General features: G+C 69.9%; 11 protein-coding genes and 1 pseudogene. 7 read left to right on the top strand and 5 right to left on the bottom strand.

The annotated features are described in order from the left end of the window. Nucleotides 1-3: 3 nt before the first annotated feature. On the bottom strand, nt 4-1,722 hold the full coding sequence (locus ACFYO0_RS30590; RefSeq protein ID WP_388682491.1) for an AMP-binding protein: 1,719 nt from the start codon (nt 1,720-1,722) through the stop codon (nt 4-6). A 119-nt stretch (nt 1,723-1,841) separates the two neighbouring features. Between ACFYO0_RS30590 and ACFYO0_RS30595 the strand changes: the two genes are divergently transcribed. Both ACFYO0_RS30595 and ACFYO0_RS30600 read left to right on the top strand, forming a co-directional pair. Beyond that, nucleotides 1,842-3,020 (top strand): acyl-CoA dehydrogenase family protein, encoded by a 1,179-nt coding sequence (locus tag ACFYO0_RS30595; protein ID WP_388682494.1) that lies wholly within the window; start codon nt 1,842-1,844, stop codon nt 3,018-3,020. Further along, nucleotides 3,017-3,415 (top strand): RidA family protein, encoded by a 399-nt coding sequence (locus ACFYO0_RS30600; RefSeq protein ID WP_388682496.1) that lies wholly within the window; start codon nt 3,017-3,019, stop codon nt 3,413-3,415. Before ACFYO0_RS30595 ends, ACFYO0_RS30600 begins: the two co-directional genes overlap by 4 nt. A 143-nt stretch (nt 3,416-3,558) precedes the next feature. Here ACFYO0_RS30600 and ACFYO0_RS30605 read toward each other — a convergent pair whose 3' ends face one another. Then, the gene (locus ACFYO0_RS30605) at nt 3,559-3,762 is read right to left on the bottom strand and encodes a DUF5999 family protein (protein ID WP_388682497.1); all 204 of its coding nucleotides are present in this window, start codon (nt 3,760-3,762) and stop codon (nt 3,559-3,561) included. A 232-nt stretch (nt 3,763-3,994) separates the two neighbouring features. Here ACFYO0_RS30605 and ACFYO0_RS30610 point away from each other — a divergent pair, with 232 nt between their 5' ends. The 4 genes from ACFYO0_RS30610 to ACFYO0_RS30625 all read left to right on the top strand — a co-directional run bounded on the left by ACFYO0_RS30610 (nt 3,995) and on the right by ACFYO0_RS30625 (nt 8,449). Continuing rightward, nucleotides 3,995-4,477, top strand: a complete 483-nt coding sequence (locus ACFYO0_RS30610; RefSeq protein ID WP_388682500.1) for a DUF6299 family protein — start codon at nt 3,995-3,997, stop codon at nt 4,475-4,477. A 110-nt stretch (nt 4,478-4,587) separates the two neighbouring features. Continuing rightward, nucleotides 4,588-5,544, top strand: a complete 957-nt coding sequence (locus ACFYO0_RS30615) for a glycosyltransferase family 2 protein (RefSeq protein WP_388682501.1) — start codon at nt 4,588-4,590, stop codon at nt 5,542-5,544. Beyond that, on the top strand, nt 5,541-5,903 hold the full coding sequence (locus ACFYO0_RS30620; protein ID WP_388682503.1) for a GtrA family protein: 363 nt from the start codon (nt 5,541-5,543) through the stop codon (nt 5,901-5,903). Before ACFYO0_RS30615 ends, ACFYO0_RS30620 begins: the two co-directional genes overlap by 4 nt. Further along, the gene (locus ACFYO0_RS30625) at nt 5,900-8,449 is read left to right on the top strand and encodes a YfhO family protein (RefSeq protein WP_388682505.1); all 2,550 of its coding nucleotides are present in this window, start codon (nt 5,900-5,902) and stop codon (nt 8,447-8,449) included. Before ACFYO0_RS30620 ends, ACFYO0_RS30625 begins: the two co-directional genes overlap by 4 nt. Nucleotides 8,450-8,456: 7 nt before the next feature. Here ACFYO0_RS30625 and ACFYO0_RS30630 read toward each other — a convergent pair. The 3 genes and pseudogenes from ACFYO0_RS30630 to ACFYO0_RS30640 form a co-directional block, all read right to left on the bottom strand. Beyond that, nucleotides 8,457-9,719: pseudogene (locus ACFYO0_RS30630) on the bottom strand (FAD-binding protein); the annotation flags it as partial. A 113-nt stretch (nt 9,720-9,832) separates the two neighbouring features. Then, nucleotides 9,833-11,362, bottom strand: coding sequence for a UDP-N-acetylglucosamine 1-carboxyvinyltransferase (locus ACFYO0_RS30635; RefSeq protein ID WP_388682507.1), 1,530 nt, complete (start codon nt 11,360-11,362; stop codon nt 9,833-9,835). 64 nt (nt 11,363-11,426) lie between these two features. Beyond that, entirely contained in the window at nt 11,427-11,666 is a 240-nt protein-coding gene (locus ACFYO0_RS30640; protein ID WP_388682509.1) for a DUF4236 domain-containing protein, read from the bottom strand. A gap of 275 nt (nt 11,667-11,941) precedes the next feature. On the opposite strand from ACFYO0_RS30640, the gene acnA reads away from it, so the two are divergent. Continuing rightward, on the top strand, nt 11,942-14,659 hold the full coding sequence (gene acnA, locus ACFYO0_RS30645) for an aconitate hydratase AcnA (RefSeq protein WP_388682512.1): 2,718 nt from the start codon (nt 11,942-11,944) through the stop codon (nt 14,657-14,659). Nucleotides 14,660-14,811 lie beyond the last annotated feature (152 nt).

Below are 14,811 nucleotides of genomic sequence, written 5' to 3' on the forward strand. Positions count from 1 at the left end.
GCGTCATGCCAGGTCACCTTGCGTGGACCGGAGATCGCTTTCCGTGCCCGCGGAACTGCTTTCCGTATGGCCCGGGTTGACGCCTCCACGCAATCGGTAACGCTGAAGCTTCCCCGTCGCCGTACGCGGCAGCGCGTCCATGAAGACGATCCGGCGCGGGCATTTGTACGGCGCGAGCTCGGACTTGACGAAGGCGCGCAGCCCCTCGGGGTCCCGGCGCGCTCCGGCCCGCAGTACCGCGTACGCCACCACGACCTGGCCGCGTGTCTCGTCGGGCAGGCCGACAACGGCCGTCTCCACCACGTCCGGGTGACGCAGGAGCGCGTCCTCGACTTCCGGGCCGGCGATGTTGTACCCGGCGGAAATGATCATGTCGTCCGCGCGTGCGACATAGGCGAAGTAGCCGTCGGCGTCACGGACATATGTGTCGCCGGTGATGTTCCAGCCGTCGCGTACGTACTCCGACTGCCGTGGGTCGGCGAGATAGCGGCAGCCGACCGGTCCGCGCACGGCGAGCAGTCCGGGCTCGCCGTCGGGCACCGGTTCGCCGTTCTCGTCCTGCACGCGCGCGTCCCACCCCGGTACGGGAACGCCCGTGGTCCCCGGTCGGATGTCGTCGTCGGCCGCGGAGATGAAGATGTGCAGCAGTTCGGTGGCGCCTATGCCGTTGATGAGGCGCAGGCCGGTGCGCTCGTGCCAGGACTGCCAGGTGGCGGCGGGCAGGTTCTCGCCCGCGGACACGCAGCGCCTGAGCGAGGAGATGTCGTACGAGTCCAGCTCCTCCAGCATCGCGCGGTACGCGGTCGGCGCGGTGAACAGCACCGACACCCGGTGCTCGGCGATCGCGGGCAGCAACTGCCTGGGGCTCGCCTGTTCGAGCAGCAGGGCGCTGGCGCCCGCGCGCATCGGGAAGACGACCAGGCCGCCGAGCCCGAAGGTGAAGCCGAGCGGGGGACTGCCGGCGAAGACGTCGTCGGCGTGCGGTCGCAGGACGTGCTCGGAGAAGGTGTCCGCTATGGCCAGGACGTCGCGGTGGAAGTGCATACAGCCCTTGGGGCGGCCGGTGGTGCCGGACGTGAACGCGATGAGGGCGACGTCGTCGGCGGCGGTGTCCACGGCGGGGTACGGCTCGTCGGGGGTTCCGGGGCTCACCCGGCGGTCTATTCGGTTGAGGAGGTCGTCCGGGGCATCGCCGCCGTACGTCGTGATCCGCAGCCCGGGGACCTCCGCCTTCGCGAGGTCGTCCACGGACCGGATGTCGCACAGCGCGTGCCCGACCCGCGCGATCTCGCACATCGTGGCCAGCTCGTGAGGGCGCTGCTGGGCGAGCACGGTGACGGCGACCGCGCCCGCCTTCAGGACGGCCAGCCAGCACGCGGCCAGCCAGGGCGTGGTGGGCCCGCGCAGGAGAACGCGGTTGCCGGGCACCACACCGAGGTCACGGGTCAGGACGTGCGCGATCCGGTCGGCTCGGGCGCGGAGATCGCCATACGTCCACAGGTCGCCGGACGGTGTACGGAAGACGGGCCGGTCCGGGGCGGCGTGGTCGAGGAGCTCGGCGGCGCAGTTCAGCCGTTCTGGGTAGTGAAGCCCTGGGAGGTCGAAGCGGAGCTCGGGCCACTGGCCGGGGGGTGGGAGATGGTCGCGGGCGAAGGTGTCGACGTGGGCCGAGGTCGTCGGCCGCCCGGTGTCGATGGCGTCCCTGGAGTCCGTGGGTTCCATGGCGGTTCGCCCCCTGTGTCGTGGTGGGCTCGCGCATCGAGCGTATCGTGTTGGTGACGACAGTCAACGGTCCGCGATAGCCTTGGGGTGTGGCCCGGCAGGGGGAGAAGGGACCGGCAATGACCGCATTCTCGCTCGATCCGGAACAATCCGCCTGGTGCGCGAAGCTCCGTGCCGTCGCCGCCGACTGTCTGCGCCCCCTGGCCGAGAAGGGCGAACCGGGCCACGTCAACCGCCCGCTCCTCGCGGAACTGGCTCAACTCGGCCTCATGAAGCGGCTCTTCACCTCCGGTGCACTCGACCTGTGTCTGATGCGGGAGTCCCTCGCCTACGCCTGCACGGAAGCGGAGACAGCCCTGGCTCTCCAGGGCCTGGGCGCCCACCCGGTCCACGCGCACGGAACCCCGGCCCAGCGCGACCGCTGGCTGCCCCGCGTCGCCGACGGCACGGCGGTGGCGGCCTTCGCCCTGAGCGAGCCGGGCGCGGGCTCGGACGCGGCGGCGCTGAGCCTCCGGGCGGAACGGGACACCTCGCCGCAGGCCGAACCCGACGGCCCGGCCCGCTGGCGCCTCACCGGCGAGAAGTGCTGGATCTCCAACGCGCCCGAAGCCGACTTCTACACCGTCTTCGCCCGCACCACGCCCGACGCCGGCGCCCGCGGGGTGACCGCCTTCCTGGTGCCCGCCGACCGCCCCGGACTCACCGGCACCCCCCTCGACATGCTCTCCCCGCACCCCATCGGCACCCTCGCCTTCGACGCCGTACCGGTGAACGCGGGCGACATCCTTGGTGAACCCGACCGTGGGTTCCGCGTCGCGATGAACACCCTCAACCTGTTCCGCCCGAGCGTCGGCGCCTTCGCGGTCGGCATGGCGCAGGCCGCGCTGGACGCCACCCTCACGCACACCGCGGGACGCGACGCGTTCGGCGGCAAACTGAGCGACCTGCAGACCGTGGCCCACCAGGTCGCCGAGATGGCCCAGCGGACGGAGGCGGCTCGCCTGATGGTCTACGCGGCGGCAGCGGCGTATGACGAAGGCGCCCCCGACGTCCCGAAACGCGCCGCGATGGCGAAGCTGCTCGCCACCGAGACGGCCCAGTACGTGGTCGACGCCGCCGTCCAACTGCACGGTGCCCGCGCTCTGCGCCGCGGCCACCTCCTCGAACACCTCTACCGCGAGGTACGCGCCCCACGGATCTACGAGGGGGCGAGCGAGGTCCAACGGGCGGTCATCGCAAAGGAGTTGTACAAGGAATTGGGTGACAGGGAGCCGTCCGCGGAGGAGGACCGCGCATGACCACCGAGCGCATCAACCCAGGCGAGCTTTCCCCGCCCACCGGCTTCTCCCACGCAGTCACCACCACCGGCTCCCGCGTCATCTACCTCGCCGGCCAGACCGCCCTGGACACCGAGGGCAAGATCGTCGGCTCCACCCTCATCGACCAGTTCGAACGCGCCCTGACCAACCTCCTCACCGCTCTACGCGCCGCCGGAGGCACCCCCACCGACCTCGCCCGCGTCACCGTCTACACCACGGACGTGGCCGACTACCGCACCCACGCCCCCGAACTCGGCCGCATCTGGCGCAAGTTGGCAGGCCCCGAATACCCGGCCATGGCCGTCCTCGGAGTCGTACGCCTCTGGGACACACAGGCTTTGGTGGAACTCGACGGGGTCGCGGTCCTCCCGTAGAACTGCTCGGGGCTACCTGTCGAAGTCCGGTGCGGTGCCGCGCCCCTCAGGGGCGCGGGGCTGTATCAATTTGCCGCTCCGCCGCGCGGGCGCGACCAGCCACGACGGGCCCGCAGTTTTGCACCGCTTGGCCGGCGGAGCGCTTACGCCGCGATGCTCAGGTGCTCCACCGGTACTCGGTGAGGGGCGACGACGCGGCCGTCGGGCAGGAGGGCGCCCGTGTCGTCGAAGACGATGGCGCCGTCGCACAGGAGGTACCAGCCCTGCTCGGGGTGGGCCGCGACGATGTGTGCGGTGTCGCGGCCGGAGCGGTCGGACTGCGGGCAGGAAGGCCGGTGAGTACACATGGCGTACCTCCACGTGCGACGGGTTCGGGCGACGTGGTCGCCGCCTCGTAATGAGACCATGCCCCGCCCGTGGACTCGGCGGAACCGCCGTCCGTGAAGCGTGACAACACGCGGACATGCTTCGGACGTCCCCGGAACGGACGGTACGGACTCGCCACCGAAGGGGTGACGATCACGGCCGCGGCGACGAGCGCCGGGTACCTCTGGGAATCCCACCCCAGGAGGTAAACCGATGTTCCTACGCAAGATCCCCGGCGTGGCCGCCGGTGCGGCGCTGCTGATGCTCGCCGCCCCGTCCGCCACCGCCGTCGACGAACCGGCCGATCCCGATCCCGCCGACGCCACCACCACCGTCGCCGCCGACGTGGTGACCGTCGACGAGACGGGCCGGATCGCGGCGGACGGCACCATCACCCTCTCCGGCACCTACCGCTGCTCGGACAGCTCCGGCCCGGTGCTCGTCAGCTCGTCGCTGGCCGCTCGGGCAAGCAGCCATGTGCGATACGGCATCGGCGGCACCCGCGCGGTCTGCGACGGAGCCGAGCACACCTGGACGAGCACCGGCCGGACGCGGCCGGGCCGCTTCGAGCCCGGACCGGCCCATGCCGAGGCCACGGTGATGGAACTCCGCAGCGACGGCAGCCTCCCCCTCAACCTCCCCCGGCCGCATGTCCACGCGACCCAAGAACAGGCCATCACGCTCGTCGAAGCCTGACGCCCCGCACAGGACGCCGCCGTACAGGACCCGACGTCCACCCGACGTCGTCCACCGAACATCCGTCCCGGAGGCACCCCGGCCTCCGGGTCAGAAGCAAGGAGCGCGGGATGCTGTCAGTCGTGGTGCCCTGCTTCAATGAGGAGCAGGTGCTCGAGGCGTTCAACGACGAACTCCACGCGCGACTCGACGAACTCGGGGAGCCGTACGAGGTGGTGTTCGTCGACGACGGGTCCACCGACGGCACGCTGTCCCTGCTGCGCGCGTTCGCCTTCCGGGACCCTCGCGTCCGTTACCTGTCCCTCTCGCGCAACTTCGGCAAGGAGGCCGGACTGCTCGCGGGCCTGAGCGAGGCCACCGGGGACCACATCGCCATCATGGACGCCGACCTCCAGCACCCGCCCTCCCTGCTCGGCAAGATGCTCGACCTGCGGCGCGAAGGCTTCGACCAGGTCGTCGCCCGCCGCTCCCGCAACCACGACGGCCCCCTGCGAACCCTGCTGAGCCGCGCCTACTACCGGCTCCTCAACCACTGGGCCGACGTCGAACTGGTCGACGGCGCCGGGGATTTCCGCCTGCTCTCGCGCCGAGCCGTGGACGCGCTCGTGGACCTGGGCGAGCGCAACCGCTTCTCCAAGGGCCTGTTCTCGTGGATCGGCTTCAGCACCGTCTTCTTCGACTACCAGGACACGCCACGCGCCGGAGGCAACAGCAAGTGGAGCTACCCCAAGCTCCTCAACTACGCGGTGGACGGCCTGGTCTCCTTCAACAGCCGCCCCCTGCGACTGGCCCTCCACCTCGGGCTCCTGCTCTCCGGCCTGGCTCTCACCTACGCCGTCTGGACGGTCGGCGCCGTGCTCATCGGCGGCGTCACCGCACCCGGTTACGTCACCCTGCTCGTCGCGATCACCGGCTTCGGCGGTATGCAGATGGTGCTGCTCGGCCTCATCGGCGAGTACATCGGCCGGGTCTACTACGAGTGCAAGCAGCGCCCCCACTACCTGGTGAGTGAGCGCCAGCCCGCGGACGTCACCCGTCCGCCCGCGCTCAGGACCCGCTCCTCGTGAAGGGGCAGCTCCTGCGGTTCGCACTGGTCGGGGCCGTCAACACCGGGACGTACTACGCCCTTTACCGGCTGCTGTGCCTGTGGACGCCGTATCTGGTCGGGCATGTCCTGGCGACCCTGCTGAGCATGATCGGTTCCTTCTTCATGAACGTCCGCTTCACCTACCGGACCAATCCGAGCTGGCAGAAGTTCGTGCTGTTCCCGCTGACGAACGCCGCGAACCTCCTGCTGACCACGGCCGGGGTCTACGTGCTGGTCTCCGGCCTCGGCATGGACGCACGGATCGCCCCGCTGATCGCCGCCGTCGGCGCGATCCCCGTCACCTTCCTGATCGCCCGCCGCATCCTGGTGCCGGCATGAAGACCCGCCTCGCCGGACCCGGCCTGGCCGCGGCGATCGCCATGGCCGCCTTCGTCATCTCGGGCGGGCTGCGCGGCACGTATCCCTTCGGGGACCGCTCGCGTGCGGTCAACGACCTCGGCAACCAGTTCGTGCCCTTCCACGCCCACCTGCGGGACCTGCTGCACGGCACCTCGTCCGGCGACCTCTTCTTCAACTGGAACAGCGCCTTCGGAGTGCCGTACTGGGCGGACTTCGTCAGCTTCCTCGGCAACCCCTTCTCGCTGCTCGTCGCGGCCTTCCCGCGGCGCCAGGCCGACCTGGGCGTGTACGTGGGGGAGTGCCTGAGCATCGGGCTCGGCGCGGCCGTCATGGCGCTGTGGCTACGGCGGTTGAAGCCCGGCCGGTGGTGGCAGACGGGCCTGCTCGGCGCCGCGTACGGACTGTCGGGCTGGACGCTCAGCGACGGCGCGTTCGACCCGATGTGGCTGTGGGGCCTGACGGGGTTCCCGCTGATGCTGCTGGCGCTCGACCGCTGTACGCGCGAGCGTGGCTGGCTGTGGGCCGCGCCCATGGTGGGCATGGCCTGGGCCGGCAACTTCTACACCGCGTTGATGGCCGCCGTCGGCACAGCCGTCGTCGGTGTCGTGCTGCTGGCCACCCGCGAGTGGAGCCGGACAGGGCTGCTGCGGTTCCTCGGCCGTACGGCCCTCACCTTCGCGCTCGGTACGGCACTCGCCGCGCCCGTGATCTGGCCCTCCTACCTGGCCGCCGCGGGTGCCCAGCCGATTCCCGCGCTGCCCTACAGCCGTCCGCCGCCCCTGGAGTATCTGCTCCAACTGCTGCCCGCACAGTGGGGGTTCGGCAGCCTGCCCCGGTTCTTCGTGGGCATGCTCGCGCTGCTGCTGGTGCTCGCCTTCCCGCTCAGCAGACAGATCCCCGTGCGTACGCGGGTGGCGTGGTGTCTGGCGCTGCTCGCCGTCGTCGCCTCCTTCTGCTCGCTGCCCACGGTCAAGGCCTGGTACGGCCTCTCGCTGCCCAACGGCAGTCCGTACCGTGCGACGTTCGTGCTCGCCGGTCTGCTGGTCTCGGTCGCGTGGCTGTGCCTCGCCCACCGGCCACGGCCATGGCCGCTGCTGGCCGCCGGTGCGATCACCTGTGTCCTCGCCGCCGCGTCCGTACGCAACGAGAACGGCGTGAGTCACCTGACCTGGCTCGTGGTCCTCGGCTCGGGAGGGCTCACGCTCGGGCTCCTGCTGCTGCTCGCCGGGAAGCGCGGCGCCCGGCTGGTCGGCGCCGCACTCGCCGTGCTCGTCCTCGCAGAGTCCGTGGCCAGCGGTGTCGCCGTCGACCAACAGCGCCACAAGCTGGCCTTCTACACCCCCAAACCCACCTGGGGCGCCCGTCACGACGCGGTACGCGAGGCCGTCAAGCGGGTCGCCGACTGGCCCGCTCATCGCACCGACACCGGCCCGCCCGAGATCGTCAACAACGACCCCCAGCTCCTGGGCGGCGAGGGCCCGGCCTACTACAGCAGCTACGTGCCGAAGCAGACCGCTCGCCTGCTGCGACGCCTCGGCTACTCCTGGACGATGTACGGCCGCCATCTCATCCCCCAGGACAACCCGGTCGCCGACGCGATCTTCTCCGTCGGCGCCCGCATCCGGCACACCGACGCCGCGGCACGGGTACGCGTCGAACGCTTCCCCGCGCCACCGCTGGTGACCGTTCACCCACGCGAGGCGCCCCAACCCCCGCCCGGTTCCTCGGTGTTCGCCCACCAGCAGGCGGCACTGGGACACGAGGTGTACAAGCTGCCACGGATCTCCCTCGCCGGTGCGCACGGCCCGGCCCCGGTGCGCGCGTCGGGCCCGTACCGGCTGACGGCCGCAGGCGCCCCGTACCGGATCACCGCCCGATGCCGCCCGGGCAGCCGCCTGTACGTCGACGGTTCCTGGACCGACGCCATGCTCGCGGGCCCCGACGGAAGGTTCGTACGCCTGTGGGGTGAGCGCCCCGAGAAGGCGGTGGCCACCAAGCCGCTCGGCACCGTCCCCGCGGACGGCCGTGTCACGCTCACCATCGCCACGGTCTTCCAGGACACCGAACTGACCCACTCACCCCTGGCCTGCCTGGACCCCGCCGCACTACGGCGGGCCATCACGGACCTGCGAGTCCGGGGCGCCACGCACGTCGCGGCGGGCGGCCACAGCGTACGAGCCACACTCCCGGCCGGCTCCACGGGCACGGCCGTCATCGCCACCGCGCGTACACCGGGCTGGCGCTGCGCGGTCGACGGCGGCCCGATGCGCGCCCCGCAGAGCCGCCTGGGCATGCTGGCGGTACCACTGCCGGACGACGCCAGGGAGCACCAACTCCGTTGCTCCTTCCGGCCACCCGGCCTGCGCGCGGCCTCGGCGGCGAGCGCGGGAGCGGTGACGCTCCTGCTGTGCCTGACCGCGATTCTTCGAAGGGCGCGGCGTGAACGTGCCCGCGCCCCGGACGCTGGGCAGCGCGTACCGAGAGTGTGTGACGGCAGACGTTCCGCGGATCCCACTTCGCCTTGATCCGTTGGAGCCGCGCGTAGTTGTCCCCGAAGTAGAGCGTGTGCCAGGGCGCGCCGGTGTTCCAGGCGGGGTCCGCGAGGTCGTTGTCCGGGTAGTTGATGAAGGCCCCGTCCGCGGGCGCGGGGACGCCGCCGGTGTCGGCGTACAGGTCACGGTAGAGCTCTCGTAGCCAGGTGAGGTGGCGGGCGTCGTCCTGGGGGTTCTCCCAGCCGTTCACGTAGAACATCTTCATGACCGTGTCCCGGTGCGGGGTCGCGGTCGCGTCCGGGGCCACCGTGTTGACCTTTCCGCCGAAGGGGTGGAGGCTCAGGCCTCCGCCCGGATGGTCGTAGTCGGACCGGGTGAGGTGGTGGTGCAGGACCTCGATCTGCCGGTCGGTCAGACCGCGGCGCAGGTACTCCGACTTGACCTTCAACCGGTGGACCGGGCCCGGGTCGCCCGGCGAGCCGGCCAGGGCCGCGGCCAGCCAGGCCTGGTTCTTCACCGTGCGCACCGGCTGGACCGCTACGCCCTGGTTGATCGCGGTGAGGTGGTCGTCCAGCAGCCGCTGGGCGCCGGAGTCCGCGGCCACCTGGCCGATCATGAGGACCGTTCCCGACGGGCGGCGGGTGAGTGCGAGTTCGCTGTAGAGGCCGAGGTACCGCGAGTCGGGAGCGCTGTGCCGTTCGGCCCACTCGCCGTGGTTGCGCACCAGCCGCGACAGCGGACCGTAACCACCGCCCGGCACATGCCCGCCGATACCCACGGTGGGACACCAGCCGGCCGGGATCGTCACTCCCCACCCCAGGTACAGCCTCCGGTACACATCACCCGGCAGGGCACCCGCCTCCACGGCGAAGGCACGGCGGCCGGGATCGTAGGAGACGGCCGTCATGGCCGACGTATCGATGACCACCTCCACGGCCGGATCGGCGACGAAGCCCTCGAAGCCGTGGCCGCCGCTGCGGACCGTGACCCGTCGGCCGCTGTCCACTGCCTGCTGCACCGCCCGTACGACATGCGCGGTCGTGCCCACCACCCACACATGCTCGGGCTCGCCCACGAACCGCCGGTTGTAGCCCCGAGAGGCCAGGGACCGATGGCGCGGATCACTGCGCCCGACCCTGACGGGGCCGGGCGGCGGGGGACAGGACGAAGCGTCCGGGACAGCCGCCGTGACGCCCGTTCCCGTCGCGGGAACGACGGCCCCCGCCGCCGTCGCGGCCAAGCCGCCCCGCAGCACGTTCCTTCTGCTGAATAAGCTCACCGTGGCTCCTTCTCTTGGACGCACAGGAACCCAAGCGGCGCAGGCGGCACGGTCAGTAGGCCTGGCACCACCGGCAGGGGTGGTGCCAGAATCCCGATCTCAGCAGGTGTGGCGGTGAGGAGGGGGACGACAAGGGATCAGATGTCCCGGAAGATCTCGATCTGTGCCCCCACCGTGTTGAGCCGCTCCGCCAGATCCTCGTACCCCCGGTTGATGACGTACACATTCCGCAGCACCGACGTGCCCTCGGCCGCCATCATCGCCAGCAGGACGACCACGGCGGGGCGCAGCGCGGGTGGGCACATCATCTCGGCGGCGCGCCAGCGGGTCGGGCCCTCGACCAACACCCGGTGAGGGTCGAGGAGTTGGAGGCGGCCGCCGAGGCGGTTGAGGTCGGTGAGGTAGATCGCGCGGTTGTCGTAGACCCAGTCGTGGATCAGCGTCTTGCCTTGCGCGGAGGCAGCGATGGCCGCGAAGAAGGGGACGTTGTCGATGTTCAGGCCCGGGAACGGCATCGGGTGGATCTTGTCGATCGGCGCCTCCAGCTTCGAGGGCCGGACCAGAAGATCGACCAGCCGCGTACGGCCGTTGTCCGCGAAGTACTCCGGCGTACGGTCGTGATCGAGGCCCATCTCCTCCAGGACCGCCAGCTCGATCTCCAGGAACTCGATCGGCACTCGACGCACCGTCAGCTCCGACTCGGTGACGACGGCGGCGGCCAGCAGGCTCATCGCCTCGACCGGGTCCTCCGAGGGCCAGTAGTCCACGTCCACGTCGATGTTCGGCACCCCGTGCACGGTCAGCGTCGTCGTACCGATGCCTTCCACCCGTACACCCAATGCCTCCAGGAAGAAGCACAGGTCCTGGACCATGTAGTTGGACGAGGCGTTGCGGATGACGGTCACGCCGTCGTGGCGCGCGGCGGCGAGCAGCGCGTTCTCGGTGACCGTGTCCCCGCGCTCGGTCAGCACGATCGGCCTGCCGGGGGTGACGGACCGGTCCACCTGCGCGTGGTAGAGCCCCTCGGTGGCGGTGATGTCCAGACCGAACCGGCGCAACGCGATCATGTGCGGCTCGATCGTGCGGGTACCGAGGTCGCAACCGCCCGCGTACGGCAGCTTGAACTGGTCCATACGGTGCAGCAGCGGGCCGAGGAACATGATGATCGAGCGCGTACGGCGGGCCGCCTCCGCGTCGATGGTGCCCAGGTCGAGGTCCGCCGGGGGCACGATCTCCAGGTCCACCCCGTCGTTGATCCACCGGGTCCGTACGCCGATGGAGCCGAGCACCTCGAGAAGGCGGTACACCTCCTCGATGCGGGCCACCCGGCGCAGCACCGTGCGCCCCCTGTTCAGGAGGGTCGCGCACAGCAGCGCCACACACGCGTTCTTGCTCGTCTTCACGTCGATGGAGCCGGAGAGCCGCCGGCCGCCAACCACTCGTAGATGCATCGGGCCCGCGTATCCCAGCGAGACGATCTCACTGTCCAGGGCTTCACCGATGCGGGCGATCATCTCAAGACTGATGTTCTGGTTCCCGCGCTCGATGCGGTTCACGGCGCTCTGACTCGTGCTGAGCGCCACGGCCAGTTGCGTCTGTGTCCAGCCCCGGTGCTGACGGGCGTCACGGATGAGCTTGCCGATGCGTACGAGGTAATCGTCTGCCATGCCGGAAGGCTATCTCGGATATGAGATGTCACCTTCCCGGGGGGGCCATTGGAGTGACGGTCGCTCAGGCGCGACCCCTGTGACGCCTGGTGAGGATGGCGCCGCGGCGGCGCCGGGTCGCGGTGTGTGTCCTGCGCCACCCGAAGGGGCCGGGCAGATCGAACGACGTGGTCCGGCGCCCGGTGCTGCTGCGCGTGTGCCGCGGCCCGTGCCGGCCACCCGTGGTGATGGACCAGGAGCGCCGGTTGATGTTCAACCGCACCCCCGGAAGGATCCGGAAACTCTTGCGGAACGTGAGGGGCATGTCTGCCTCCTTTGGTTCCCGGGTGGGTACCCCGGATCGGCAACGGCACGCCGCGGCTGATTTCTCCGGTCGCCTTCGGGAGGGTGGCGCACCCTCCGGGCATGACCGGACACCGGTCATGTACTAGAGTTATCTCGACATCGAGATATCTGCCGAGACGTACCTCGGCCGCCGGATCGGTAAGGGTTGCCTAACTTAGTCTTACCTTAGCTGATCGGCCAACCGGCGTGGCGGCAGGATGCGGTGGTACGCGCACATGAATGAAGGAGACTGTCGTGTCGGCGAACAGCTTCGACGCCCGCGCCACACTGAACGTGGGCGACGAGTCGTACGAGATCTTCCGGCTGGACAAGGTGGAAGGCTCGGCTCGCCTTCCGTACAGCCTGAAGGTGCTGCTGGAGAACCTGCTCCGGACCGAGGACGGCGCGAACATCACCGCCGACCACATCCGGGCCCTCGGTGGCTGGGACTCACAGGCCCAGCCGAGCCAGGAGATCCAGTTCACCCCCGCCCGTGTGATCATGCAGGACTTCACCGGCGTGCCCTGTGTCGTGGACCTCGCCACCATGCGTGAGGCCGTCAAGGAGCTCGGCGGCGACGCCGCGAAGATCAACCCCCTCGCCCCGGCCGAGCTGGTCATCGACCACTCCGTCATCGCCGACAAGTTCGGCACCAACGAGGCCTTCGCGCAGAACGTCGAGCTGGAGTACGGCCGCAACCGCGAGCGCTACCAGTTCCTGCGCTGGGGCCAGACCGCCTTCGACGAGTTCAAGGTCGTACCGCCGGGCACCGGCATCGTCCACCAGGTCAACATCGAGCACCTGGCCCGTACGGTCATGGTCCGGAACGGCCAGGCGTACCCCGACACCCTCGTCGGCACCGACTCGCACACCACCATGGTCAACGGCCTCGGTGTGCTGGGCTGGGGCGTCGGCGGTATCGAGGCCGAGGCCGCGATGCTCGGCCAGCCGGTCTCGATGCTCATCCCGCGTGTCGTCGGCTTCAAGCTGACCGGTGAGCTCAAGCCCGGCACCACCGCCACCGACCTCGTGCTGACCATCACCGAGATGCTCCGCAAGCACGGCGTCGTCGGCAAGTTCGTGGAGTTCTACGGAGAGGGCGTCGCCGCCACCTCCCTCGCGAACCGCGCCACCATCGGCAACATGTCGCCGGAGTTCGGTTCGACCGCCGCGATCTTCCCGATCGACGCCGAGACCATCAAGTACCTGAAGCTGACCGGCCGCAGCGAGCAGCAGCTGGCGCTCGTCGAGGCGTACGCCAAGGAGCAGGGCCTCTGGCTCGACCCGGCCGCCGAGCCCGACTTCTCCGAGAAGCTGGAGCTCGACCTGTCGACGGTCGTCCCGTCGATCGCCGGCCCGAAGCGCCCGCAGGACCGTATCGTCCTCGCGAACGCGGCCGAGCAGTTCAAGACCGACGTCCGCAACTACGTGGACACCGTGGACGAGGCGGGCCAGGAGTCCTTCCCGGCCTCCGACGCCCCGGCCGTCGCCCCCAACGGCGCCCCGAGCCGCCCGACCACCGTCACCGCCCCCGACGGCTCGACGTACGAGATCGACCACGGTGCCGTGACGGTCGCGGCCATCACCTCCTGCACCAACACCTCGAACCCGTACGTCATGGTCGCCGCCGCCCTTGTGGCCAAGAAGGCGGTCGAGAAGGGCCTGACGCGCAAGCCCTGGGTCAAGACCACCCTCGCCCCCGGCTCCAAGGTCGTCACCGACTACTTCGACAAGGCGGGGCTCACCCCCTACCTCGACAAGGTCGGCTTCAACCTGGTCGGTTACGGCTGCACCACCTGCATCGGCAACTCGGGTCCGCTGCCGGAGGAGGTCTCCAAGGCGGTCAACGAGCATGACCTGGCGGTCACTTCGGTACTCTCCGGCAACCGCAACTTCGAGGGCCGGATCAACCCCGACGTCAAGATGAACTACCTGGCGTCCCCGCCGCTGGTCGTCGCGTACGCCATCGCGGGCTCCATGAAGGTGAACATCACCAAGGACGCGCTGGGTACCGACCAGGACGGCAAGCCCGTATACCTGGAGGACATCTGGCCGACCGAGGCCGAGGTCAACGACGTCGTGGCGAACGCCATCGGCGAGGACATGTTCAACAAGTCCTACGCCGACGTCTTCGCGGGCGACGCCCAGTGGCAGGCGCTGCCGATCCCGACCGGCAACACCTTCGAGTGGGACCCGCAGTCGACGTACGTCCGCAAGCCCCCGTACTTCGAGGGCATGACGATGGAGACCACGCCGGTCACCGACTTCACCGGCGCGCGCGTCCTCGCCAGGCTGGGCGACTCGGTCACCACCGACCACATCTCCCCGGCCGGTGCGATCAAGGCCGACACCCCGGCGGGCAAGTACCTCACGGAGCACGGCGTCGAGCGCCGCGACTTCAACTCCTACGGTTCCCGCCGTGGAAACCACGAGGTCATGATCCGCGGCACGTTCGCCAACATCCGCCTGCGCAACCAGATCGCGCCGGGGACCGAGGGCGGCTACACCCGCGACTTCACCCAGGACGGCGGTCCGGTGTCGTTCATCTACGACGCCTCCCGCAACTACATCGAGCAGGGCATCCCGCTCGTCGTCCTCGCGGGCAAGGAGTACGGCTCGGGTTCGTCGCGTGACTGGGCCGCGAAGGGCACGGCGCTGCTGGGCGTCAAGACCGTCATCGCCGAGTCGTACGAGCGCATCCACCGCTCGAACCTCATCGGCATGGGCGTACTCCCGCTCCAGTTCCCGGAGGGCGCCTCGGCCGCCTCCCTCGGCCTGACCGGCGAGGAGACCTTCTCCTTCACCGGCGTGACCGAGCTGAACGAGGGCCGCACGCCCCGCACGGTCAAGGTCACCACCGACACGGGCGTCGAGTTCGACGCGGTCGTCCGCATCGACACCCCCGGCGAGGCCGACTACTACCGCAACGGCGGCATCATGCAGTACGTGCTTCGCCAACTTGTCGGTTCTTGAGCTGATCGGCTCGGATACCAGAGGATCTGGTCGCTGACTCGCTGCTACCGGCGGTCGCACAAGAGTCTCGCACAAGCGCCCCGTCAGGCTTCGGCCTGGCGGGGCGCTTGCTGTTTCATGCTGATCGAGTAGTGGCCGGTACGTGTCCCGCC

Origin of the sequence: Streptomyces sp. NPDC006365 (assembly GCF_042870755.1) — a bacterium.
Taxonomy (GTDB): Bacteria; Actinomycetota; Actinomycetes; order Streptomycetales; family Streptomycetaceae; genus Streptomyces; species Streptomyces xiangluensis.